This is a genomic window from Bradyrhizobium australafricanum (genome assembly GCF_020329495.1).
Taxonomy (GTDB): domain Bacteria; phylum Pseudomonadota; class Alphaproteobacteria; order Rhizobiales; family Xanthobacteraceae; genus Bradyrhizobium; species Bradyrhizobium australafricanum.
The window spans coordinates 79,272-103,697 of the sequence record NZ_JAGKJL010000002.1 but is presented as its reverse complement, the minus strand read 5'-3'; the positions used below and the strand labels follow the sequence as shown (position 1 = coordinate 103,697).

Here is a 24,426-nt window from a genome sequence, read left to right as displayed (position 1 = left end):
ATTGATCCGTGGTAGGGTAGCATGTTCCGCAGGTATCGGGCGTCATGTTCACGCCATGACGTACCCTGAGGCGGGCGCGCTGCGCGGTTTGCTAGCCCCGATCGTGCGGCGCGCCACCTTATCTCGCAATCCTCCTTCCTCATTCGCGATCCTCCTACTCGCAGGCGCCCGCCGAATTCTCCGGCAAGCCTGCCGGTGTGACGTCCTCCGCACATTATCTCGCCCTGCGAAACGCAGGCCACAGCTTTCCGTCGCGATCCGCGATCCCTTTTTGCTGAAGATTGCCACGAGGCCGCGAAGCCACGTGCGCGCTCAATGCGTTGCACAAAACTTCGGCTCGATGTCCACCGCCACGGGAGACCGGCGCGGCTCGCGGGCCGGATTTCAATTGCTTGTCATATGCATCGATCAAAATCGGGAGCATTGGGACAGGAGTTTACCATGAGCGATATGGCGTTACCCGGCTCGATCGAGCCCGCCCTGAAGAAGGGTCCGGACCTCGACAAGGGCTTTCATCCTCTCACCGGGGTTATCTATTTGGGCGTGGTTGCGGCCGCGCTGCTGTTCGTTGCCTACAGCATCTATGCCGATGTCGACGCCACCGGCACGCGCATCACCTCGTTCCTGCCGTATATCCTGCTGTTCGTCGCGCTGCTGATCGCGCTCGGCTTCGAATTCGTCAACGGCTTCCATGACACCGCGAACGCGGTCGCCACCGTGATCTACACCCGCTCGCTGCCGGCGCATGTCGCCGTGGTGTGGTCGGGCATGTTCAACCTGATCGGCGTGCTGCTCTCCAGCGGCGCCGTCGCGTTCGGCATCGTCTCGCTGCTTCCGGTCGAGCTGATCCTGCAGGTCGGCAGCAGTGCCGGCTTTGCCATGGTGTTCGCGCTCTTGATCGCCGCCATCATCTGGAATCTCGGCACCTGGTGGCTCGGCCTGCCGGCCTCGAGCTCGCACACCCTGATCGGTTCGATCATGGGCGTCGGCATCACCAACGCGCTGCTGCGCGGCCGTGACGGCACCTCGGGCGTCGACTGGTCGCAGGCGACCAACATCGCGAAGGCGCTGCTGCTGTCGCCGCTGTTCGGCTTCGCGCTCGCCGCCGGCCTGCTCTACCTCCTCAAGATCGCGCTGCAACGCGCGACGCCAGCGCTGTTCGGCGAACCGGTCGGCGACCAGCCGCCGCCGTGGTGGATCCGCGGCATCCTGATCCTGACCTGCACGCTGGTCAGCTTCTTCCACGGCTCCAACGACGGTCAGAAGGGCATGGGCCTGATCATGCTCATCCTGATCGGCACCGTGCCGACCGCCTATGCGCTGAACCGCGCAATGCCCTCGAGCCAGATCGAGCTGTTCACGGCGCACTCGACCGCGGCCAGCAAGGTCATCGAAGGCAAGGCCGCCGGTTACAACGTGATCGGCAATCCGCGCCCGGCCGTGACCAACTATGTCGCGCAGCACCAGATCAACGAAGGCACCTTTCCGTCGCTTGCGGTGCTGGTGCGCGACATCGGCCAGCAGGTTGCCCAGTATGGATCGCTGGCCAAGTTCCCGGCTGACGCAGTCGGCAACACTCGTAACGACATGTACCTGGCGTCCGAGGCGATCCGTTTCCTGATGAAGGACAAGGAAGCCGAGCTGACCGCTGCCGACATCGCCACACTGAACCAGTACAAGGGCTCGCTCGATGCCGCGACGAAGTTCATCCCGAGCTGGGTGAAGTTCGCCGTCGCCATCGCGCTCGGCCTCGGCACCATGGTCGGCTGGAAGCGTATCGTCGTCACCGTCGGCGAGAAGATCGGCAAGACCCACCTGACCTACGCGCAGGGCGCCTGCGCCGAGATCACGGCGGCCGCGACGATCGCGGCGGCCGACGGCTACGGCCTGCCGGTCTCGACCACGCACGTGCTGTCGTCAGGCATCGCCGGCACCATGGCCGCCAACGGCTCCGGCCTGCAATGGGCCACGATCCGCAACATCGCGATGGCCTGGGTGCTGACGCTGCCGGCGGCGATGATCATCTCGGGCGTTCTCTACTACGTGTTCTACCACCTGTTCTGACGCCCCACGCTTTCGGCGCAGCAACGCGCCGGACAAAGGCCCGCACTCCGGTGCGGGCCTTTTGCTTTGGACCTGCAGCCCGGCTCCTCGCTCAGGCGGTATACACCCTGGCAACCTCGGCCAGTAGGCCGCGCGCCCATTTGTGCAGGCCGGATTTGGCTGTCCTGGCGCCCCAGTACATGTCGATCGAGATCGGCACGCGGAACGGCAGCGCAGCGACATGGAGGCCGCCGCGCATCGCCCGCGCCAGATGATACGGGATGGTCGCAACGAGCCTGGTGCCTGTGATGATGCGCTCCAGACTGTCGTGGTTGGGCAGGCTGACCACCGCCTCGATCTCGATCTTCCTCGCCCTCAGCGCCGCGAGATAAAGCGGCTGCCACTCACCGCTGTGGGTGATGAAGACATGCTCGGCCCTGGCATAGGCCGATAGCGCGATCCGGCCGCGCGCGAGCGGATTGGCCGGATCCATCACGCAGACATAGTGGTCGGCGAGGATATGGCGCCGGAAGAAGCCTTCACCGGCGATCCCGACCGGACCGAGCACGATGTCGCACTGGTTCTGCTTGAGATGGACGTCGCCGTGGCCCGCGGCATCGAGCAGGACGAAACGGACCTGCGGCGCGCCGGCGCGCAGCCGCGTGCTGAACTGCGGGATCAGGGTCTGGCGTTCGTGATAGTTGCAGGAGATCGTCACGCTGCCCTGCGCCGTCGCCGGATCGAATTCCGCCGGTGCGGCAAGCCCGTCGATCTCGCCGATCATGTCCCGCGCCCAGGTAACCAGCGCCGCGCAGCGCTCGGTCGCCATCACGCCATTGCCGCTGCGAACGAACAGCGGGTCATGCAGCGCGCCGCGCAGCCGCTCGATCGCATAGCTGATGGTGGACTGATTGACGTCGAGCCGCTTGGCGGCGGCCGAGAACGACTGCAGGTCATAGACCAGCACAAGGGTCCGCAGAGTCCCGATGTCGACCGGATCGATCGAGGAGTTGGCCGCCACGCTGTACCTCCCGCATTGCTGGCGGCCCAGCCTAGCACAATGTCATGGAATATTTCGATGGAGCAAATCAATCTCATCGAATTGAGCGATCGTGCACCCGGGGCTAGCCTTCGCGAAAAAGCGCTTCCGGGAGGACCAATGACCAGCGCCGTGCCCGTCATCACCGATATCGCGTATCAGGATCTGCTCGACGACCCCTATCCGATCTTCCGCCGCCTGCGCGAGATCGCGCCGGCGGTCTTCGTCGCGCCCGCGAAGCTGACACTGGTGACGCGCTTCGACGACATCATGCGGATCGAGCGCGATCCCGCGACCTACTCGGCCGACAATCCGGCCTCGCTGGTCAACAAGGTGATGGGGCCGACCTTCATGCGCAAGGACGGCGCTGAACACGCGATCGGCCGCAAGGCGATCGAGCCCTCGTTCCGACCGGCCACGATCAAGGAGCATTGGGCACCGAAATTCACCGCGATCGCAGAAAAGCTGATCGACGAGCTGGCCGCGAGCGACGGGGCCGATCTGTTCTCCGCCCTGGCCGCGCCGATGGCCTCACTCAGCCTGATGGCGATGATCGGCTTTGGCGCGATGCCGTGGCAGACACTCGCCGAGTGGTCGCAGGCGCTGATCGACGGCGCGGGCAATTACGCCGCCGACGCCGAGATCGAGCGCAAGGCGATGCAGGCGAGCGCCGATGTCGATGCCGCGATCGACGCGGTGCTCGACGATCACCGCCGCCAGCCGAATCCTTCGATCCTGTCCTCGATGGTCAATGCCGATCCGTCGATGCCGATCGAGGGCATTCGCGCCAACATCAAGGTGATCATCGGCGGCGGCCTGAACGAGCCGCGCGATGCGATCCTGACGCTTGTGCTCGGCCTACTGGAAAACCCGGCACAGAAGGACGGCGTGCTGGCGAAGCCGGAGCTGTGGCCGGCCGCGCTCGAGGAAGCGGTGCGCTGGATCTCGCCGATCGGCATGTATCCGCGCCGCGTCACCCGCGATGTCGGGCTCTCCGGCACCACGCTGCCGCAAGACCTTCAGATCGGCCTCTGCGTCGGCGCGGCTAACCGCGACGGCAGCCGCTTCGCCGAACCCGATCGTTTCGACGTGACGCGGCCCAAGCAATCGCATCTGGGATTCGGCGCCGGACCGCATTTCTGCGCCGGCACCTGGGTGTCGCGGCTCGCCGTCGGCAAGATCGTGGTGCCGATGCTGTTCGCGCGCTTGCGCAATCTGCGCCTGCGCGCGGAGACACCGCCGGTCGTGCGCGGCTGGGTGTTCCGCGGTCCGGTGACGCTGCCGGTCAAATGGGACGCGTGAACCTCACGCCGCCAGCGCGTTCTCGACGATCTTCACGAAATACGACGTGCCGAAGACGATCGCCTCGTCGTTGAAATTGTAGGCAGGGTGATGCAGGCCGGCGCTGTCGCCATTGCCGCAGAAGATGAAGGCGCCGGGTCGCGCTTCCAGCATGTAGGAAAAATCCTCGGCGCCCATCAGCGGCGGCATCTCGTGCACGTTGGACGCGCCCGCGACCTCGCGCGCGATGCGGCTCGCGAATTCGGTCTGCGCCTCATGGTTGACGGTGACGGGGTAGCCGCGCTCATAGGTCAGATCGATCTTGGCGCCGGTCATCTTGGCAACGCCGTCGACCACCTCGCGCACGCGCTTCTCGATGAGGTCGCGCACCTCGCGGGTCAGCGTGCGCACTGTGCCGCGCAGCTCCGCGGTCTGCGGGATCACGTTGCGAGCGTTGCCGGCGTGGAATTCGCACATCGAGATCACGGCGGAGTCGAGCGGATCGACGGTGCGCGCGACGATCTGCTGCAAGGCGGTGACGAGCTGCGCGCCCACCAGCACGGAATCGATGCATTTGTGCGGCCGCGCCGCATGGCCGCCGAGCCCTTCGATCTTGATGTCGATCGCATCGGTCGCGGCCATGATCGGGCCGGTGCGGATCGCGAACGAGCCGATCGGAATCCCCGGACCGTTGTGCATGCCGTAGACCTGCTCGATGCCGAAGCGATCCATCAGGCCGTCCTTGATCATCGCGGCGGCACCGGCCCCGCCCTCCTCGGCCGGCTGAAAGATCACGACCGCGTCGCCGGCGAAATTGCGCGTCTCGGCGAGATAGCGCGCCGCCCCCAGCAGCATTGCGGTGTGGCCGTCATGGCCGCAGGCGTGCATCTTGCCCGGCGTCTTCGAGGCGTAGGGCAAATTGGTCTGTTCGTGAATCGGCAGCGCATCCATGTCGGCGCGCAGGCCGATCGCCTTGACGTCGCCCTTGGCCGGCCCCTTCTTGCCCTTGATGACCCCGACCACGCCGGTCTTGCCGAGCCCGGTCGCGACCTCGTCGCAACCGAACTCGCGCAACCGGTCGGCGACGAATGATGCAGTGCGGTGCACATCGTAGAGCAGCTCGGGGTTTTCATGGATGTCGCGGCGCCAGGCCTGGATATCGGGTTGCAGATCGGCGACGCGGTTCACGATGGGCATGAGAATTCTGGCCTCAGAGGTTGGACGTAAGTCATCTCTAGCATGCAAGAGCCGGTCCACCCAAACAGATGTGGCATGCTCGCGGCTGGGGCCTGCATTCGCAATCGGGATGCAGGCCGTCCCTCGCTGGACTTTGCGCAGACCTCGGGCCTGATATCATCGCATCCGACCAAAGCCTAATAGTGCGGGACATATCCCGCACGGATACTACCCCAGGGTTTTCCGCACCGAAATCCTCTCGCCTTCCAACAGGGAGCGGCTGCATGACGCCGGATCAGGCGGTGTTGTTTTCCACCATCATCCTGCTGGTGCCGATGGGATACTTCCTGCTGGCGGCGCCGGCGTTCCTGCTTGTGAAGCTCGACGTCCCGCCGGTCACCCGGCTGCTGCGCGGCATGTTCAATGCCTACTTCCTCGTGCTCACTGTCTCGGGCGTGATCGGCATGCTCGCCTTTGCCGCGGCCGGCCGGTTCGCCGTTGCGCTTTGCATCGCCTCGATCGCAGGGTTCGCGGTGCTGGCGCGGCAGTGGTTTCTGCGGCGGCTCGATGCCGAGGCGGACGCGAGAGACGCCGGCGATCCGACCGCGGTGCGGCGGCTGCGCCAGCTGCATTGGGGCGGCATGCTGTGCAACGCGGTGCAGGTGTTCGCTCTGGTCGGCAGCATTCCTTACATGGCGCCGCTGCCCTGATCGCGGTTTGCTCGCTCGTCCGGATCCGGTTCCCGGCTGTCCGCTATGCGTCACGTTTCCGATGCGGATCGTACTTCGAAAGGACGTCCTTGAGGTAATCCCGGCTTTTCCATTCCGGAGCGGGCGGCTCGTACCCGGGCCGAGGCACGTAAAGATTCGCCGGTACGTCCGCTGAGGCGCCCATCAGGTCCGGAACGTAGCGCGGGCAATTTGGAAAGATCTCGCATTTGACGCGCACGACGACCTTCGCGGCATGATGCCCGGCAAGCACTTCGGCGCTGTCGTGGATCGTTGCCTTGCCTCGGATGCGCGTGCGAAACGTCTTGCCGTCGAGCCGTACAAACAGCAACCCGACGTTCGGGTTGCGGTGAATATTGCCGAGCGTGCGGTACATGTTGTTGCCGTCGTATTCAGGGAATTCAAGCGTATCGGGCCCTGTGATCCTCACGAAGCCGGGATCGCCGGAACGCATCGAGCAATCGACGTTGTCCTGGTAGCTGGTCGCGATGAAAAAGAAGCGCGTCTCCTCGATGAGCTTGCGGTCCTGTTCCCAGAATTCGAAGTGGAGGCGATGCTTCTCGAGGCCGTCGGCGACACGCCGACCGTCGAAGCGGTCCTGCAACTCACGCATTCCGTCGTGATAGAAAGGGGCGCGGACTGGGTCGGCCACGGCAATCCTCCGGCAAGTTGAGCAATCGATCTGCACTTTGACGTGGCCGCGATTTTCCTTGGCAGTTCACCCGGCCAGCAAGGCGAAAGACTATTCATTCGGCATGGGCGTGGAAAGCCATCCAGGTCCGGAGCGGGTGAAAAGGCGTCGATAACGGCCGTCCCCTACCCTGATGTCAGCATCTGGCTGCGGATCTCCTGCGCGGTGCGGCGCAGCGGCAGCAGGAACTTCTTGCGCGCGCCGGCTTCGCTCACCGTTCCCGAGATCGTGTTGACGCTGAGCGCGGCGACCACCGCGCCCGCGGGATCGCGCAACGGCACCGCGATGCCGCAGATCGCCGGATCGAGCTCGCCATCGACCCAGGCATAGCCGTCGCTCTCGACCCGTGCGAGCAACTCGCCAAGACGCTCCGGATCGGTGACCGTGCGCGGCGTGACCTGCCTGAAGCCCCCGGTCGCGAGATAAGCCTCGCGGGTGCCGGGCGGCAGCGCCGCGAGCATGACGCGGCCGAGCGACACCAGATGCGCGGGCAGCCGGCTGCCGACGCCGAGATTGGCCGAGAGGATCCGCCGCGCCGGCAGGCGCAGCGCATAGACGATCTCGTCCTCGTCGAGCACCGCCATCGCGCAGGACTCGCCGATCTCGTTGCGCAGATTTTCCAGCGCGCGCTGCGCATGACCCCAGTATGGCAGCGCGTTGAGATACGACAGGCCGAGCCCGAGCGCGCGCGGCCGCAGGCTGAAATAGCGTCCGTCGGACGCGCAATATTTCAGCGCGACCAGGGTCGCGAGGATACGCCGCGCGGTGGCGCGGTTGAGGCCGGCAGTATCGGCGGCCTCCGCCAGCGTGTGCCGCCCCGGCGGCTTGCCGAGTGCCTCGATGATCGAGAAGCCGCGCGCAATCGCGCGCACGAAGCCGTCACTCTCTTTGCTCATGGCGGGCGCCCAGTTGGTTCCGTCATCGCGCTCACGACATCGCAGCCCGCATGGCTGCCTGCACATGACGCGGCTCTGCGCGCTTGTCAGGGGCTCCCGACCACGCTAGCGTCAATTCATACAGCGAATTAATTGTTCGCCTGGCGAACTCACTAGCAGGAGGATGCACGATGGCGCAAGCAGAAAGTTCTGCGGCCACCCCGTTCGAAACCGATTTCTGGAAAGACGCGAAGCTGCGCAAGGTGTGGGACGACATCGTCCCCGGCGAGCCGCGCAAGACGCTGCCCTACAAGCTCACGCAGGAAGCGATCGCGCTGTACTGCCGCGCAGTCGGCGAGACTAATCCGCTCTATCTTGACGAAGCAGCTGCGAAGGCCGGGCCCTATGGCGGGCTGATCGCGCCGCCCGCGATCCATATCCTGCTGATGTTCGCCTGCACGCCGGCCGACGACTGGATGCGCTCACCGGGCACCGTCAATGCCGGACAGTCGTGGAGCTACAACATCCCGGCCCGCCCCGGCGACACCATCACCCTGCAGGCTCGCGCGCTCGACAAGTTCATCAAGCGCGAGCGGCTGTTCGTGGTGCACGACAACGTCTTCTTCAACCAGCATGGCGACGTGATCTGCTCGGGTCGCGGCCAGACCATCCGTCCGATGTAAGGAGGATCACCATGACCACGGCGAATTTCGAATCTCTCAAGGCCGGCGACACCATCGACGGCCCGGCATTCGCGGTTTCGCGCGAATCGATCCGCCTGTTCTGCGATGCATCGCTCGACTACAACCCGCTGCATCTCGACGACAACTACATGAAGGGCGATTTCGGCAAGACCAATTTCGGCGGCATCATCATGCACGGCATGAACAATTTCGGCCTGATCTCGCGCATGCTGACCGACTGGGCGCTTCCGGCCGGCGCGATCCATCGCAGGCTCGAAACGCGCTGGCTGAAGCCGGTGAAGCCCGGCGACACCATCCGCCCGACCGGCACCATCAAAGCCAAGCAAACGACCGCGAACTCGCGCTGGGTGCTGGTCGACGTCGCCGTACAGAACCAGCGCGGCGAGACGGTCGCGGCCGGCGAAGCGATGCTGGAGTTTCCGCCGAACGCGAAGGCGGGCTAGCCGCGCGCACTCGATCGGAGCAACGGGCTCGACTTACCTCGCCCCGCCTGCGGGGAGAGGTCGGAATGCATCGCTAGATGCATTCCGGGTGAGGGGGAGCCTCCGCGGACACAGCTATCGCCGCATTATGCGGAGGCAGCCCCTCACCCCAGCCCTCTAAGAGCGAGCTTCGCTCGTCTCGACCCCGTAAGAACGGGGCGAGGGAGCCTACCGCCGTCGCGGCACCAACAAACAATCAAATAATCATTCGAGGAGACTTTCATGCAGGATGCGGCCCATTCGCGGCTCTATGGACGGATCGCCTGGCGCCTGATCCCGTTCCTGCTGGCGTGCTACACGGTTGCGATTATCGACCGCTTCAACATCGGCTTTGCCAAGCTGCAGTTCCTGCACGACCTGCAGATCGACGACGCGGTGTTCGGGCTTGCCGCCGGCATCTTCTCGGTCGGCTATGTCGCGCTCGAAGTGCCGAGCAATCTCCTGCTGGTCAAGGTCGGTGTCCGCGAGACGCTGCTGCGGATCATGGTACTGTGGGGCGCAGTCACCGTGCTGCTCGCGCTGGTGCAGAACCAGTATCACCTCTATCTGCTACGCTTCCTGCTAGGCGCCGCCGAGGGCGGCTTCTTCCCCGGCATCCTGTATTATCTGACGCTGTGGTTCCCGGATCGCGTGCGCGGCCGCATGACGAGCCTGTTCGTGATGGCGGTGCCGCTCGGCGGCGTCATCGCGGGTCCCTTGTCGGGCCTGATCATGGATCACATGCAGGGCGTCCATGGCCTGCATGGCTGGCAGTGGCTGTTCATCCTCGAAGGCGGCCCGGCCGTGCTGCTCGGCATCGCCGCCTATTTCTACCTCGCCGACGGACCGCAGGTCGCGAGCTGGCTGAGCGCCGACGAGCGGCGGCAGGTCGCAAGCGACCTCGCCCGCGACCGCGCCGCTGTTCCCGGCACCACGCGGAGCTTCGCGGCGGCGCTGCGCGAGCCGCGCGTCTATCTGCTCTCCTTCATCTACTTCGCGTTCTTCTGCTCGCTCAACACCATCCTGTTGTGGACGCCAACGCTGCTGAAACGCGTCGGCGTGGCGACCACCACCGAGATCGGCTGGCTGAGCGGCGCGATCTCGGTTGCATCCGCGATCGGCATGGTGGCGATCGGCTACAGTTCCGACCGCACACGGGAACGGCGCTGGCACGTGGTCTGCTGCGGCCTCGTCGCGGCGGCCTGCTTCATCGCCTTGCAAGCCGCGCAAGACAGCGTGCTCCTGACCGTGACGCTGCTCGCCGTCGCCTCGATCGGCATCTTCGCGATCCTGTCGCTGTTCTGGACGATTCCGAACGCGATGCTGGAGGGCAGCGCCGCGGCCGGCGGCATCGCGCTGATCTCAGCGATCGGCTCGTTCGGCGGCGCGGTCTGCCCTGCCCTGATCGGCTGGATGACTGCCGCAACCGGGAGCATCTACGCACCGCTCGCCCTCGTCGGCGCCGTGCTCGGCATCGGCATGCTGACGCTGATCGTCTGTGTTCCCCGCGCGAGACATGAGGTCACACTGGCCGAACCGAGCCGCCCCTGATCATCCAGCGCACGCCCGGCATCCACTGCCGGGCTTGTGTCGGCCCGCTGCGTCTGGATAGAACTCGGTCCTGACTCTGTCAGTACCGAGTTCTATTTTCTTGTATTGACGCGTTTTCTTCACGCGAACCGGGCTCCACTTCGCTCGAAAACGCTATAGAAGGAACCCAACAAAAGACGCTTGCCGGGAAAGAGGACATGCCGCGAAGGCTCGAGGGTGATTTCGACTACATTATCGTCGGCGCAGGCACGGCGGGCTGCATCATGGCCAACCGCCTGTCGGCCGATCCGAAGAAGCGCGTGCTGCTGCTGGAAGCCGGCGGCAAGGACAACTGGATCTGGTTTCACATCCCGGTCGGCTATCTCTTCGCGATCGGCAACCCGCGCTCGGACTGGATGTTCAAGACCGAGGCCGAGCCCGGCCTCAACGGCCGCGCGCTCGCCTATCCGCGCGGCAAGGTGATCGGCGGCTCCTCCGCTATCAACGCCATGATCTCGATGCGCGGCCAGGCCGCGGATTACGACCACTGGCGGCAGCTCGGCCTCACCGGCTGGAGCTACAGCGACGTGCTGCCGGCGTTCAGGCGGCTGGAGGATCACTTCCTCGGTGAAAGCGAGCATCACGGTGTCGGCGGCGGCTGGCGCATCGAGGCGCCGCGGCTGTCGTGGCAGATCCTCGATGCGGTCGGCGATGCCGCCGAGGAGATGGGCATCAAGCGCATCCCGGATTTCAACACCGGCGACAACGAGGGCACCAGCTACTTCCATGTCAACCAGAAGCGCGGCCGGCGCTGGTCGTCGGCGCGCGGCTTCCTCAAGCCGGTGCTGAACCGCAGCAATCTCAGGCTCGAGACCGACGTGCTGGTCGACCGCCTGGTGATCGAGAGCGGCCGCGCCGCCGGCGTGCTGTTCCGGCAGGGCAATGAGACGGTGGAGGCGCGCGCCCGGGGTGAAGTGATCCTTTGCGCCGGTTCGATCGGAACCACGCAGGTGCTGCAGCGCTCCGGCATCGGTCCGTCCGAATGGCTGTCGCCGCTCGGCATCGACATCGTGCTCGACGTGCAGGGCATCGGCCATAATCTGCAGGACCATCTGCAGCAGCGCGCGATCTACAAGGTCTCCGGCGTGCGCACGCTGAACGAGACCTATTACAATCTGGTTCGCCGTGGCCTGATGGGCCTCGACTACGCATTTCGCCGCCGCGGGCCGCTGACCATGGCGCCGTCGCAGCTCGGCATCTTCACGCGCTCGGACGCGACGCGCTCGCGCGCCAACATCCAGTTCCACGTGCAGCCGCTGTCACTCGACAAGTTCGGCGATCCGCTGCACCGCTTCCCCGCGATCACGGTGAGCGCCTGCAATCTGCAGCCGAGCTCGCGCGGCACCGTGCGCATCAAATCGTCCGTTCCCGACGACAAGCCGTCGATCGCGCCGAATTATCTGTCGACCGACGACGACCGCCAGGTCGCGGCCGACGCAATCCGCACCACGCGCAGGCTGATGAAGCAGAAGGCGCTGGAGAAATATCATCCCGAGGAATTCCTGCCCGGCCCCTCGGTCGGCGACGACGATGCTTCGCTCGCCAAGGCTGCCGGCGACATCGGCACCACGATCTTCCACCCCGTCGGCACCGCGAAGATGGGAACGGCCAACGATCCGATGGCCGTGGTCGACGAGCGGCTGCGCTTCTACGGCCTGCACGGCCTGCGCATCGCGGATGCCTCCGTGATGCCGACCATCACCTCGGGCAACACCAACACGCCGACGGCGATGATCGCCGAGAAGGCGGCCGCGATGATCCTGCAGGATGCGCGATAGAGCGACGATGAACGCCCCGAAGCGCTTTCTGGTCGGCGATGCCGGTACACAGGTTGCGGTGGCCCAATGGGGCGAGCCGGCCTCGGACAAGCCGCCGGCGCTGCTGCTGCACGGCACAGGCTTTGTCGCGGAGGTGTGGACCGAGGTCGCGGAGGCGCTTGCTGCCGATCACACCGTCTATGCGCTCGACCGCCGCGGCCATGGCTTGAGCCACAAGCCGCCGGCCGATTGCTATCACTTCCAGGATTTTGCCGAAGACGTCCGCATGGTGGTGGAGCGCCTCGACCTCCATGACATCTACGGCATCGGTCACAGTGCCGGCGCAACCGACCTGCTGCTCGCAGCCAGACTGATGCCCGGTCGCTTCGCGCGCCTGCATGTCACGGAGCCGACCGCGATGGATCCGCGCGCGCCGCGCGCCGGCGGCCTCAGCGACATCGCGAACGGCTCGGTGCAGGGCGTGCTGCGGCGCCGGTCCGAGTTCGACAGCGCCGACGACCTGTTCCAGCGACTGCGCGCCGCACCGGCCTTCGCGCCATGGACCGAACGGTCGCTGTGGTCCTATGTCCATCACGGCTTTGCCCGGCTCGACGACGGCCGCATGCGGCTGCTTTGCACGCCGGAAATCGAGTCGGCCCTGCTCGGGCCGATCTTCCAGGCCATGGAGCAGATCTACACCGGCGACGCCCGCGGTAATCCGTTCCCCTGGTTCTCCGACATTGCCTGCCCGGTCTGCATCGCGACCGCCGAGCAGTCATGGCCGATCTACAAGGAAATGGCCGACCGCGCCGCGGCGCTGATCCCGCATGCGGGCCGCTGGACCTTCGACGGCGTCGGACATTGCGTCGCGCAGGAAGCGCCGGAGCTGATGGTGGCAGCGCTCACGACGTTTGCCGCGCGTGCGCGTTAAGGCGTGAATGTATCAATGCGTTGCGTCTAGCCGTAGTGATCGAGCTCGCTCAGGGCAATTCGGACCTCTCGCGCGAAATCGACCAACGACACGATGAAAGCCACAACGGCAACAATGAAGAGGATGGCAACGCCGCGCTCGTGTTGGATGTGAAAGAACGCACTCACAAAGCCGACGACGATGACAATGCTGATCGAGATGCTTCCCATGATGGACCAGAAGATCGCACGATTGATCATGGTGGCGCGCCGAGCAAGACGCGGCAGGTCTGCCTTGAGCCGGCATCTCGCCTGATCCTGATCCGAAATTTGGTTCAGGTAAATCGATCTGTCGATGATCCGGTTCAGGCGGGAAATCAGCACCGCGATAAAGGCCGCCAATGCGCCAAGCAGAAATGCGGGCGCAGCCGCTTGAGAAATCACTTGAGAGAGCTGACTGACCGACGGCGTATCTGGCAGCATCAACTCAACTTTCGGGTTACACAATCGAAGCCAGCAACAGCGCTGCTATTTTGTCACGACCCGTCGGGTCGGCGTCACGGTGCTGGTCGGCGCCATCGGAGAGATCGAGAACGTCAACCAGGTATTCCAGCCGGCCGGGCGGTTCTCTGCTGCAAATTCTCCATACCCTTTGAGATTCAGATAACCCTGCATGTCGCCTACGGGAAACAGGAAGCCGATCTGCGGACCAACGCCAAGCACGCGGGACCGGAAGCCTCCCAGGACAGGGTGCTGGCCGAAATCGTCGGTGACCTGCTGATAGGCATAACCAACCAGGCCAACGAAAACCTGCTGTGACAGGAATTGGGACGCGCCCCAATCCAGATGGAAGTCAATCCCGTTCTGGTACTGGGTATCCGGATTCTTGAAATTATAGGTGAAGCCCGCGACCGCAGAGAATTCGTGGCCCGCCTGCTGGTCGAAGTAGGTGTAGCCGCCGCCGGCGTCGATGGCGCCGTGGCCGATGCCGAGATTGGCAAGGCTGCTCGGGCTGTATGCTCCGACCGGGATGTCTCCCGTTACATAGCCCATGAAATTGTGCACCCCGGCGTTCCACTTCAGCGTCGCCTGCGGGTAGAGGTCGCCGACCGATGTGATCGAATCGCCGAAGCTGCCGGTGCGGGTTGTCGCCAGCGGGCCGACGGCCGCCGTCAATGTCCCCGCCAGATCTGCGCTCGACCGCCCGAACAGCCCGGTCACGCCGATCGCAAGTTGGCCACCCAGCACCGGCGTTGCGAACGTATAAGTGGGATTGAGAAGGATGAGATCCGCCTGCGCATTCAGATGCAGGTTTAGATTGACGTTTGCCGCGGCAGGAATTCTGCCGACCTGGATTTCCCTGGCGGCCGCGGCATTGCCGAATGCACTTACGCTGGTGTGATAGTAGACCTCCGCCATCGACCAGCCAGGGACCTGCGGGGTCGCAGCGAGGCTACCGAAGCGGCCAGGAAGCCAATATGAAACGCCGCCCTCGTCGGCACGGGCGGCGCCGGACAGGAATCCGGAAATCGCCAAAGCCACGCCGATGGCCGGGCCGATGCGGCGAAGACCCAACTTCGCTTCGCACATGCGGTCCTTCATCTTTTCGCCCTCCATTTCACACCCACAGTAACAGCCCTGACTGGATATCTCGCTCTATGGGCAACCGGCAAGATCGTCCCATTGTGTGGCTTTGGGACTGCGCTCCGCAATATGCGAGCCGCCATACATCTATCGTACCGTCTCATAGATATGCCGTGTACGAGCTGACCCAAACCAGGATCGACATGATCAGGCCGATGACGCCGGCGTTCTCTGCAAATACGGTTGCCGTTCCAGGCATTCCGAGCCTGAGCTGACTTAGGTCGATGTCCTTCGGCACGGAGATGACGGCCGGATAGGTCTTGGCGCCGCCGATCGAGCCGACCCTCGCCAGCGTGCCGGAAACCGCTATCTCGCCCTGCCCTACGCCCCGCGGGATTCCTATGATCGTCGCCTGGTGGATGCGGCCGGGATCGTTGTCAAACACAAGCTTGACCGCCGCGCCGGGCTTGATGGTCTGGAATCCGTTCGGCGAGAACAAGCCGACGATGGTGATGTCGTCGCTGATGACGAAAGACATCACCGCCTTGGCTTGCCCTGCGCGGTCGCCGACCGACAGCGCCATCACCGTGACGTTGCCATCGCCGGGCGCGCGGATTGTCGTCTGCTCGAGCTCCCATTTGGCTTGGTCGAGTTGAGCCTGGATTTGTGCAACCGTGGTGTTGATGCCGCCGATCTCCGAGTCCATGGCGAGCTTGGCGTTCAGTTGCGCCGCCCTGGCGGCCTGAAGTTGGTATTGCACTGTCTCTTGCTGGACCTGGACATCCTGCAATCGAAATTGGGTTTGCGCGTCTTCGCCGACCAACTTCTCGTAGGCGGCGAGCCTCTTGTTGTGATAGTCGAGCTGCTTGGCCAACCCCTCGACGTTGGCGTTCGCTTGCTCGTAGTTGGCCTTGAGTTGCAGCACCTGCTGCCTGGCCCCGGCGAGCGACGCATCGAGCTGGTCGACCTTGTACTGGAACGGCGCCGGATCAATCCGAAACAACGTGGTCCCGGCCTTCACCGGCACGTTGGGCCTGACCGGTATCTCGATGACCTGGCCGGAGACATTGGGCGCGACTTCGACAACCCGCGAGACCACGACGAAGCTTCCCGACGGCGTCAAATAGTTGAACATGGCCAGGAACGTCGCAAGGATGAATGCGCCGATCAGCACGGCGACGGTGCCGGAAGCCCAGCCCCATTTGACCAGCTTCAGCCTGGAGAAGGTGAGCCACACCAGGACGAGGTAAAGGGTCAGGATGATGAGCATGAAAGAACCGTCAGAACTCTAAAGTTCTTGCCGGCGGTCTGTTCGATCCGGGAACAAACCGCCGGCCTGGGCCCATATTCTCAAGCCCCAACCTTCTTGACGGGAGGCACTGTCCACGTGCCGTTGATGATCGACGGGTCCGTTTCCTGCGGCCAGTACATGCGCAGCATGAGGTTGAAATCTCCCTCAGGCGCTGGAAGCCAGTTGGATTCCTTGTCTTTGCCGGGCGAGTCCTTCTGAATGTAGAGATCGGTCGAGCCGTCCGCATTTTGCTTCAGATCTTCACGCGCGCTGATCGAGTAGCGGTTGATCGGATTGCTCACGAAGAAGTAGCCGCTGTCGTACATCGTGAGCGACCAGAATCCCTCGGCCGGAGGCAAGTGGCCTTTGGGAAACCGCATGACATACTTGTTCGCACCATTGTACTTGCGGTCGTCCGCATCCTTTTGCGAGGTCGGGTAGACCGCATCCTGCGGGCGGTTGGCGCCAAGCCCGATCGCGGTCACCAGGGCCCGCATCAGATAGTCGGTACCGTAGATGCCGGTTTTCGTCGTGAACGCAAAGCCGTTCTCGTCCTTGACGGCCTTGTTGACCTTGAACTGAAGCATGATCCTGTCGAACGACACCTCCGGGACGCGCTTCAGGAAGTCCGCCTTCAGCTTGGTCTCGTCAAAGTCGCGCCCGGGTACGATGCCGATGCGGGCAAATTTGGCGAGTTGGGCCGCGTCCGCCGCGGATGGCGGGTTGGTTTTCATGAGCTCGCAGAGCAGCTTGAAATACGACACCGCGTCCATGCGATTGACCTGTTCGCGGACAGCCGTCTTCATGTCGATCGACGGATCGACCTTTCCCGGAGGTGGCGTGTACGGCTTGCCGTAAGCACTGAGCGGAACGAGCTTGCACTCGTCCTGCAGCTTGTGGACGGCTGCATAGTCCTCCGGCGTTCCGGTGCAATAGATGCGGCCGAGCAGCCACACGATGTTGGTGGGCGATTTGTACTCCTTCACGCCATCCGGCAGCGTGCCTTTCCAGCCGGGCCCGGTGATCGCGTAGGTCTGTGCGCCGGTGCCGGTGGTACGCTTGCCCGGCACCTGGAACACGGTCGTCCAGCCATCCAGCATGGGCATCAGGAAATAGCGCCCCTTCATGTCCGGGATGCTCAGGACCCACGGTTCTTTCCCGACGTCGAAGAACGACGTGGTGTAGAGTGTGTCCGCATTGGGTGCGGTGACATCCCGGAACGATGCGTCAGGATATTGGCGCAGCTTGATGATATGGCCCATCGGCCCTCGCGTGCCCACGGGCTCCGCGACGTTGGTGATGATCCTGCGCGTCATCTCCATCGTTACCAACGGATAGCCGAATATGTAGGCGTCGCTCGCGAGCCAGAAGTCCTCCAAGCCCTGACCGACACCCAGGAAAGCCCCCTCCTCGGCGACGGCTGGTCGACCGATCGCCGCTCCGGTGAGCAGCCCCATTCCGCCAAGCGCAAGATTGCGACGAGTGATGTCCATGGTTCTCTCCTTGTGTCAAAATCGAATGATCTTCAAACGATCGCCAGGCTGCTCCGAGGTCGGCCTGTCGTGAAAGGTGTCCGATCGCGCAACTACGGCTGCATCCTGATCCCGAGCGCCGCTCTCATATCCTTGAAGACTACTGCGATCGCCTCGATGATGAGCTGGTCGGGATGAGCCTTGCAGTGCTGGATCACCTCGTGCTCGGCCTCACGGGACTTTTTGATATCGAGGTAATGCTTGCGCGCGAGGCCGTTGTACCAGCCGCTGTACCAGGCAGTGAGAAGATCGGCGTCTCCTTGCCACGTTCCGGCGAGCTGTGCGCATGTCAGCTTCTGAACATCCAGATAGCCTTCGGCATTGGCGTAAGCGCTGAGGTCGGTCTGCGCATGCGCTGATTGAATGCCGGCGATGATCAGCGATGCTGCAATCATAGCGGTTCGTCCCACGATCCTCTCCTGTGAGCTCGTATGTTCGGCTTTAAATCGGGCCGACCTTGCATGGTCGGCCCGGAGGCTGCGACGTGGCCGGTCGCATGCTCAGTAGCAAGGCGGATACGGATAGAACCCGCACCGCGGGGCGTAATAGGGATAAGCAGCCGCGGCGCCAAGGGCGGCTGCACCGGCGACTGCAGCGCCGCGATAATAAGCCCCTCGCCAGGCGGTTCGACGGGCAACGCCGGCAAAGGACAGCGGCGTGAATGGACGACCGATGATGTCGATGAAGATCGACGCCGGTCCATCAGCTCCCGCAAGATCACCTTCGAGCAGATCGACATCGAAGGTCAGCTTGTCGCCGTCGAGCTTGGGCGATTTCAGGACGACGACGGCGTCGGCTACCGATGATCCGTCTTTCCTGAACCCGGATACAGTGGCGTTTGGAGGATCTTTCGCGAAATTGTCACTGCCATTGCCCCAATCCTCGACAATTCGCGATGTGAGATCGTGACCGGCCGCCCTCACGGGCCGATCGGCGAACACGATCGCATTCGGTGAAACCCCGGTCAGCACAAGCTTCCCGTCCTTCAAGCTCGCACCGCGCGAATTGAGGACGAAGAGCGATGGCACGACCTCCGGCTTTGCCTGACCTATCGACTTCTCAAGTGGTACGTGTGGTTTGTTCTCGGGTGCAGATTGGGAAAGCACCTTATGGGGAGCGACAATCAATCCGGCGACGCAGAATACCAACAGAGCTGAGCGAAGGGTCATGGTTGTTATCTCCTTTGGCGTCCTTGGGGGAGCGCCGCAATTATTTCGGCAATCAGCTTCGCTACGCATTTCGCGCCAATTCAGATTGCGCGTCTTGCCATTTCGCGCCAATGATCGGAAATGTCATCGCCCGGCAGCAGCGCTCTTGCGATGGCTCGCCCGGCTCTGCCTGTCGGCAAGTTGCCGCTGCCTGTAGGCGATGGGTTGGATTTTCATCAAACGCACGAAAGTGCGGCTGAAGCTGCTGGCGTTGCTGTAGCCGACGAATTTCGCGATGTCCGACAAGCGCTTGCCTGAACCCACGAGCAAGCGGCAAGCGATGTCCAGGCGCACTTCCGCGAGCATTTCACTGTGGCTAGTGCCCATGCGACCAAGGTGCCGCTGCAACGTGCGCGAGCTGATCTTGAGGGCCTGAGCGGTGCTATCCAGGGTTGCGTCACCGTGTCGCAGCGACGCGACAATGGCCGCGCGGACCGCCTGGGCTGAAGGCAATCGGACAGCTCTCATCGGTTGGTTTGAGGCGTGAAGCCCGTGCTCCTGCAAGAGAAACGACGCTTCAAGATAGAGCAGCTTCGAGGATCGATCTGGCCATCAGCCGCCAAAAAACTGTCGCAAAGCGAAATTCGTCGGACGGGTTGTCGGCCTGGCTGCACGATAAAGACAACGCAAGAAGGGGTCCGGCCTGCTAAGCTGCGATTGCGGTAAAACGTCTTGGGCAGGTAATAATGACCGTCGTTCCATTGACCCGTTGTCAATTTCTGATTCCATTTGCTGAGCTTCATTCCGAGATTGGCGGTGCTACGGCGGCACTTCTCGCCAAATTTCGACTTCCGACGTCTTTTGAAGAAAAAGCGGATCATTACGTACCGTTGCTGCCGGCCGTTCGCTTCGCGACAGCCGCCCAGCAAGAGCAAGGCTTGTCAGAAATCGCCTTTCGCGCGGCGCAGAGACTCTCGTTCGAACATTTGAGCGAAGCCATGCGGGCGCGGGTGCGCCATGCGCCAACGCTATTGGTTGCCCTGCGGCAAATATGTCTGTGGGCGCCGTGCGAAGATACGATCCTCCAACTATGGCTCGAGCCAAGCGGCGAGAATTTGAAGATTTGCAGCAAGCTTATTGGAACGGAGGGCATTTCCCATCTTGAGATATCCCAGTGGCTTCAGAACATATTCGTCCTGCACATCGTCCGTCAGTTCGCCGGGGCGAACTGGTCTCCAAAGGTGATTGCGTTTGAAGCGCCCTATACGCCGAGCCCGGAGGTCCGGTCGCATTGGCCGAACACGCGGTTCCTGTCAGGTCAGAAGGCCTCATGGATCGAGGTGCCGGTAAAACTCCTCAGTCTTGCAAATCCTTCAAATAACTTTCGGCCGGCGTCGTCCGACCACGAGCCGCAGTCATTCGGCAAGGACGTCGTCAGCGCATTGAGGCTGAGCTTGCCCTCCTACCTTGACCAAGGAGGCCTCACAATAACGCAGGCGGCCGAGATGATGGGAGTGAGCACCAGGAGTTTGCAACGGAGGCTTTCACTCGCCGGGATGACATATTCGGGTCTGCTCGAGCAGGCTCGCTTCAACAATGCGGCCAAGCTTCTCGGCAGCACAGAAATCAAGATCATCGACGTGGCATTCTCATCGGGCTATGCTGACCCTGCCCACTTTACGCGTGCCTTCCGCCGGATCTCCGGCTGCACCCCGCGGGAATTTCGGGTGAGGTCGAGGAACGGACGAGCTGCGATCGATCAGCCCGCCTCCCTGTCCAATGACAATCGCGCGTAGGGAAGGTTTTCGCCTTGAACGCGCCGCTACGTAACAGCGCAGGGCGCTCGGCCTTCAGATTGATCCTGAGGGGGGCGTCGTGCGCGGTCCTTATCGTCCCGGTTGCCAAGGCCCTTGCCGCAAATGATGACGGCGTTGCCAATGCTTCGGTACCGAACATCTACCTCGACCTCAGAACGATCTACGCACAGGTACCGGCGGGGTCGCTCGCGTTCGGCTTTGGACATCCGACGCTGTTAAATACTCAAACGCTTGCGGCATCGGGGAGCGCGGTCTTTCCGGCCGGCCTGCCAGCCGCGAAATCTCTCAACATGGATTTTCCGCTAACAGTCGATGTCACCGAAAGCGTCTCGCTCTATGCCGGCGTCTCCGGCAGTACGACGAGCTTTGGAAGCTCCGGCTTTTCGTCCCTTCAAATCACAAGCTGGAACATCGGCTTCCAGGCCGATCTTTACGAGCAGAATGGTGGAACCTTTCCTACCGTGACGCTGCAGTCGACTATCACAAAGTCGATTCCCGATGGTCCACTGAGCACAACCTCCTTCAACAACATTCTCGAATTTGACTATGCGCTCGATTCCGACGAGACCAGAGGCTTCCTCAGCGGTTTCCAATACACGCGAACCGACGTCGACGGTGCGCTGGGAAGGATCAACCCGAACACGATTGCCTATGTCGGCGGCTATTATCAATGGCCGAACAATTGGAAATTTACCGGCCGCGTGGGCGTGCAATCCTTCGAGGGCGCGCAGCTTCTGAACCTCGCATCCATTCAGCCCTTTGCACAACCGATTGTGCGGATCGATCTCGACCGCGTGGACGATAATGACAACCGACTGTTTGGCGTCACAGCCGAAATCATGTGGGTGCCGAAACCGGCCTATCAACTGACGTTCAGAACGCCTCTGTATGCCGTCAAGAACTAGCCGGCGCCCCGGCGCCCGAGCAAGCAAGCACCGAGACCATCCGACGAGGGTGCGAGCGATCCCCCACGGCCGTGCTCCGTGCTCCGACGACAGGTAGATCTGCCCCGGGTCACCCTTGACTGTGTCCTCTGCGGCCATCACCGGGTCGGCCATCGGCGCGCCGGGATGCGGTGCCAATCGGTGCAGTGACACGGCCAAACAGTCATGGCGTCAGCCGTCACCTCGAAAACCGAAGCGCGCTCGCGGCAACCAATCGTCCGGCTATCGCTGATCGTCGAACAGCTTCGCTGAGTAGGCCGGCGCGCGCACCGGCTGGATCGTCAGCCGATAGGCGATCAGGTTGGTGCCATCGAAGGCCTCGAGCAAGTAGTCGCAAACGGGACAGTGATACTCACCTTTGGCGCCAGGTTCGGACCACAGCTCCAACCGCCGGAAACCTGCGCCACAGCACGCGCACGTCACATCCGCTTTCCGCACGTTGATCCTCTTGGCTGCGTTCTGCAGGACGTGAAAACACCAGGTGAACTCGGCAAAGAAACGATGGCTGTCGCCTGACTGAGGCGAAAGCAAATGTCATGGAACTCACATTCGCAGTCCAGGCAAGATGCTTCGGCAGCAAAGCACAGATTGTGCCGGGGTTGATGACAGCTGCCTGACCCTTTTCGAACGCGCGCCCTGCTGCATTCCGTTGATCTACGTCAATCTCGCGAGGCGAAATTGTCGCAGTGTCGCCGTTCGCAATATTGTCCCATAGGGAGGACACGCCATGCTTCGTTGCATCCTCGCCGCTCTGGCGGCTCTGGTTCTCGTCGCTGTCTGCCTGATTCCTGATGACGCCTATGCCCGTCGCGGAGGAGGCGGCGGCTTCCGCGGCGGCGGAGGCGGCTTTCACGGCGGCGGGATGCGTGGCGGTGGCATGCATGTAGGCGGCGGAAGGGTTCACGGTGGAGGATATCGCGTTGCCGGCCGTCCAGGCGGCCGACCGATTGCAGGGCGTCCGGGCTATCCCGGTCGACCGATTGCAGGGCGCCCTGGCCGCCCGGTCGCCGGCTATCCCGGCTACGGCAGAGGCTACTATCGGCCGGGCTGGGGTTATGGTGCTGCTGCCGTCGGCGCTGCAGCGGCAGCCGGCGCGTATGGCGCCTATGGCTACTACGGCAACCAAGGCTGCTACTACAATGAATACGGGCAAATGGTCTGCCCGCAGTATTGATCCGGCTGAGCTGCAATGGATGGACATGCGGTTGCACCGCACCGGCTCGCTGTCGAGCTTCGGTCAGGCATCGGCATGACCATTCGGCATGTCCATGTTGAATGGATCGACCGCAAAGGGACGCCACGATCGCCATCGTGGCGGCCCCTTGAATTTTGCTTTTCCAGGGAGACGGCTCGATGGAGTACGACGCCTTCACCGACGCGAGCCTTAAGATGATGTACGAGGCTGTTCGCGGCGCGCTCGAAGCCGACGATGAGTTCGAGGCAAACGGTGAAGATCCAAAATTCCGGGTCCGGTCGACGGCCGAATGGAAGCGGCATGCCAGCAATCTTGAGGCCGAGATTCTGAAACGGGGGCTCCAGATCGACATCATCGACTGGACGCGCGGTCAGAGCGAGCTACCGCTCTAAAGCCATCAGGGGTCCGCGTGAACGCGACGAAGAACACGCGCCCTCGTCCGGATTGGTGCCGGCAACGCTCGCCGTTGATCAAACCGGGCCGTGCGATCCAGGTGGCACCATGTACAGGGTCATGGCGAAAATCACATAGATGAGCACGAGCAAGGCGCCGATAAACCATGCCGACCGTCCGCTGTTGGTGATGAAGCAGGACGTCACGGAAGCGATCATGACCATCGTCACGGCGCCCGGCCAGAACTGCAAATCCATCGGCTTCGGACCGACGACGTAGCTCAGAAGCACCAGCGCTGGCGCGACAAACAAGGCGATTTGAGACGCGCTGCCGAGCGCGATGCTGACGCTCATATCGAGACGGTTCTTGCGCGCCGCAGAAAGCGCGACCGCCATTTCTGCCGCGGCGCCGACCAGCGCGACGATGATGAAACCGACGAACGCCGGGCTCAATCCCAGCGTCTCGCCCGCTTTCTGCACCGAGCTGACGAATATTTCGCTGACCAGTGCAACCAGCACCGTGACGACGAGAAGGGTGCCTAACGCAAGTCCGATCGGCCAGCCGGCGCCGCCGGTTTCGCCATGCTCCTCGCTTGCGAACAGCTCCTTGTGTGTCTTGAGCGAGAACAGCAAGCCGAGCCCATAGGCGCATATCAGCAGCACAGCGAGGCCCGTACTGAGAGCCAGCGCCATGGCCTCGCCGCGCGCCGGATCGAGGTCGGCAACAGCCGAGGGCGCAAGCAACGCAATCGTGGCCATCAGCAGCAGCGCTGCGTACATCCTCCCGCCGGCCCGATTATACTCCTGAACGTGATGGCGGAGCCCACCGAGCAGGAACGATGCGCCGAGCATGAAGAGTGAATTGGTGACGATCGCACCAGCGATCGATGCCTTGACCAGCATGTACTCTCCGGCATGCAGCGCAGCGATCGCGATGATCAGCTCGGTCAGATTGCCCAAAGTTGCGTTGAGCAGGCCTCCGACTGCGTCGCCGGTTTTCTCTGCGACGCTCTCCGTCGCGTGGCTGAGAAGGGCGGCCAACGGCACGATGGCCAGGACGGCGAGCACAAACAGGGCGGTGTGGGCGGACGGAGCTGCCGTCTCGACCGCCAGCACAATCGGTACGAAGACCAGCATCCAGAGCAGCGGATTATGTCGAATTTCCTTGAGCAGATGGTGCATGGTACCGCCCGGTCGAAACGAGGTCGACGGCAGTTTCTGAACACCGCGGTCCGCTGAACCTTGATCTAGCTCAATCCGGCGCCACCG

General features: G+C 63.1%; 25 protein-coding genes. 12 read left to right on the top strand and 13 right to left on the bottom strand.

What is annotated here, in order from left to right; genetic code table 11:
• The first annotated feature begins 441 nt into the window (after positions 1-441).
• A complete protein-coding gene (locus J6525_RS02305) occupies positions 442-2,064 on the top strand; it encodes an inorganic phosphate transporter (protein ID WP_057015669.1) in 1,623 nt (540 codons plus the stop codon).
• Positions 2,065-2,155: 91 nt separating this feature from the next.
• On the opposite strand, the gene J6525_RS02300 is transcribed toward J6525_RS02305, so the two are convergent.
• A complete protein-coding gene (locus tag J6525_RS02300; RefSeq protein WP_225641763.1) occupies positions 2,156-3,064 on the bottom strand; it encodes a LysR family transcriptional regulator in 909 nt (302 codons plus the stop codon).
• 138 nt (positions 3,065-3,202) lie between these two features.
• Here J6525_RS02300 and J6525_RS02295 point away from each other — a divergent pair, with 138 nt between their 5' ends.
• Positions 3,203-4,384, top strand: coding sequence for a cytochrome P450 (locus J6525_RS02295; protein ID WP_225641761.1), 1,182 nt, complete (start codon positions 3,203-3,205; stop codon positions 4,382-4,384).
• Between the two features lie 3 nt (positions 4,385-4,387).
• Here the strand turns inward: J6525_RS02295 and J6525_RS02290 are convergent, their stop codons facing one another.
• Entirely contained in the window at positions 4,388-5,560 is a 1,173-nt protein-coding gene (locus J6525_RS02290) for a M20 aminoacylase family protein (protein ID WP_225641758.1), read from the bottom strand.
• 263 nt (positions 5,561-5,823) lie between these two features.
• On the opposite strand from J6525_RS02290, the gene J6525_RS02285 reads away from it, so the two are divergent.
• Positions 5,824-6,249, top strand: coding sequence for a hypothetical protein (locus tag J6525_RS02285; RefSeq protein ID WP_225641756.1), 426 nt, complete (start codon positions 5,824-5,826; stop codon positions 6,247-6,249).
• 43 nt (positions 6,250-6,292) lie between these two features.
• Here the strand turns inward: J6525_RS02285 and J6525_RS02280 are convergent, their stop codons facing one another.
• Together J6525_RS02280 and J6525_RS02275 are read right to left on the bottom strand one after the other, a co-directional pair.
• Complete coding sequence (locus J6525_RS02280; protein WP_083715175.1) at positions 6,293-6,919, bottom strand: pyridoxamine 5'-phosphate oxidase family protein; 627 nt, start codon at positions 6,917-6,919, stop codon at positions 6,293-6,295.
• Between the two features lie 164 nt (positions 6,920-7,083).
• The gene (locus J6525_RS02275; protein ID WP_018270614.1) at positions 7,084-7,854 is read right to left on the bottom strand and encodes an IclR family transcriptional regulator domain-containing protein; all 771 of its coding nucleotides are present in this window, start codon (positions 7,852-7,854) and stop codon (positions 7,084-7,086) included.
• Between the two features lie 170 nt (positions 7,855-8,024).
• On the opposite strand from J6525_RS02275, the gene J6525_RS02270 reads away from it, so the two are divergent.
• From J6525_RS02270 to J6525_RS02250, 5 genes are all read left to right on the top strand, one after another.
• The gene (locus J6525_RS02270; RefSeq protein ID WP_028331684.1) at positions 8,025-8,516 is read left to right on the top strand and encodes a MaoC family dehydratase; all 492 of its coding nucleotides are present in this window, start codon (positions 8,025-8,027) and stop codon (positions 8,514-8,516) included.
• Between the two features lie 11 nt (positions 8,517-8,527).
• The gene (locus J6525_RS02265) at positions 8,528-8,980 is read left to right on the top strand and encodes a MaoC family dehydratase (RefSeq protein WP_225641754.1); all 453 of its coding nucleotides are present in this window, start codon (positions 8,528-8,530) and stop codon (positions 8,978-8,980) included.
• Between the two features lie 261 nt (positions 8,981-9,241).
• Positions 9,242-10,549 (top strand): MFS transporter, encoded by a 1,308-nt coding sequence (locus J6525_RS02260; protein ID WP_225641752.1) that lies wholly within the window; start codon positions 9,242-9,244, stop codon positions 10,547-10,549.
• A gap of 197 nt (positions 10,550-10,746) precedes the next feature.
• The gene (locus J6525_RS02255; protein WP_092079382.1) at positions 10,747-12,366 is read left to right on the top strand and encodes a GMC family oxidoreductase; all 1,620 of its coding nucleotides are present in this window, start codon (positions 10,747-10,749) and stop codon (positions 12,364-12,366) included.
• A gap of 7 nt (positions 12,367-12,373) precedes the next feature.
• A complete protein-coding gene (locus tag J6525_RS02250) occupies positions 12,374-13,276 on the top strand; it encodes an alpha/beta fold hydrolase (protein WP_225641750.1) in 903 nt (300 codons plus the stop codon).
• A gap of 26 nt (positions 13,277-13,302) precedes the next feature.
• Here J6525_RS02250 and J6525_RS02245 read toward each other — a convergent pair whose 3' ends face one another.
• From J6525_RS02245 to J6525_RS02215, 7 genes are all read right to left on the bottom strand, one after another.
• Positions 13,303-13,737 (bottom strand): DUF2721 domain-containing protein, encoded by a 435-nt coding sequence (locus J6525_RS02245; protein WP_225641748.1) that lies wholly within the window; start codon positions 13,735-13,737, stop codon positions 13,303-13,305.
• Between the two features lie 45 nt (positions 13,738-13,782).
• Positions 13,783-14,856: a SphA family protein gene (locus J6525_RS02240; RefSeq protein ID WP_225641746.1), complete on the bottom strand. Its 1,074-nt coding sequence runs from the start codon at positions 14,854-14,856 to the stop codon at positions 13,783-13,785.
• A 142-nt stretch (positions 14,857-14,998) separates the two neighbouring features.
• Positions 14,999-16,108, bottom strand: a complete 1,110-nt coding sequence (locus J6525_RS02235; RefSeq protein WP_225641744.1) for an HlyD family secretion protein — start codon at positions 16,106-16,108, stop codon at positions 14,999-15,001.
• Between the two features lie 80 nt (positions 16,109-16,188).
• Positions 16,189-17,622: a DUF1254 domain-containing protein gene (locus J6525_RS02230; protein ID WP_225641742.1), complete on the bottom strand. Its 1,434-nt coding sequence runs from the start codon at positions 17,620-17,622 to the stop codon at positions 16,189-16,191.
• Between the two features lie 92 nt (positions 17,623-17,714).
• Entirely contained in the window at positions 17,715-18,056 is a 342-nt protein-coding gene (locus tag J6525_RS02225) for an HdeA/HdeB family chaperone (protein ID WP_028331694.1), read from the bottom strand.
• Positions 18,057-18,161: 105 nt separating this feature from the next.
• On the bottom strand, positions 18,162-18,830 hold the full coding sequence (locus J6525_RS02220; RefSeq protein WP_225641740.1) for a hypothetical protein: 669 nt from the start codon (positions 18,828-18,830) through the stop codon (positions 18,162-18,164).
• Positions 18,831-18,953: 123 nt separating this feature from the next.
• Positions 18,954-19,322, bottom strand: coding sequence for a helix-turn-helix domain-containing protein (locus J6525_RS02215; RefSeq protein WP_225641738.1), 369 nt, complete (start codon positions 19,320-19,322; stop codon positions 18,954-18,956).
• Between the two features lie 233 nt (positions 19,323-19,555).
• On the opposite strand from J6525_RS02215, the gene J6525_RS02210 reads away from it, so the two are divergent.
• Both J6525_RS02210 and J6525_RS02205 read left to right on the top strand, forming a co-directional pair.
• Positions 19,556-20,605 carry an AraC family transcriptional regulator gene (locus tag J6525_RS02210; protein ID WP_225641736.1) on the top strand — a complete coding sequence of 350 codons (1,050 nt, stop codon included), beginning with the start codon at positions 19,556-19,558 and terminating at the stop codon, positions 20,603-20,605.
• A gap of 14 nt (positions 20,606-20,619) precedes the next feature.
• Positions 20,620-21,531 carry a hypothetical protein gene (locus J6525_RS02205; RefSeq protein WP_225641733.1) on the top strand — a complete coding sequence of 304 codons (912 nt, stop codon included), beginning with the start codon at positions 20,620-20,622 and terminating at the stop codon, positions 21,529-21,531.
• A gap of 261 nt (positions 21,532-21,792) precedes the next feature.
• Here the strand turns inward: J6525_RS02205 and J6525_RS02200 are convergent, their stop codons facing one another.
• On the bottom strand, positions 21,793-22,101 hold the full coding sequence (locus J6525_RS02200; protein WP_225641731.1) for a hypothetical protein: 309 nt from the start codon (positions 22,099-22,101) through the stop codon (positions 21,793-21,795).
• Positions 22,102-22,297: 196 nt separating this feature from the next.
• Between J6525_RS02200 and J6525_RS02195 the strand changes: the two genes are divergently transcribed.
• Positions 22,298-22,744 carry a hypothetical protein gene (locus J6525_RS02195; RefSeq protein WP_225641729.1) on the top strand — a complete coding sequence of 149 codons (447 nt, stop codon included), beginning with the start codon at positions 22,298-22,300 and terminating at the stop codon, positions 22,742-22,744.
• A gap of 179 nt (positions 22,745-22,923) precedes the next feature.
• A complete protein-coding gene (locus tag J6525_RS02190) occupies positions 22,924-23,157 on the top strand; it encodes a hypothetical protein (protein ID WP_028331701.1) in 234 nt (77 codons plus the stop codon).
• A 78-nt stretch (positions 23,158-23,235) separates the two neighbouring features.
• Here J6525_RS02190 and cax read toward each other — a convergent pair whose 3' ends face one another.
• A complete protein-coding gene (gene cax / locus J6525_RS02185) occupies positions 23,236-24,339 on the bottom strand; it encodes a calcium/proton exchanger (protein WP_225641727.1) in 1,104 nt (367 codons plus the stop codon).
• Positions 24,340-24,426 lie beyond the last annotated feature (87 nt).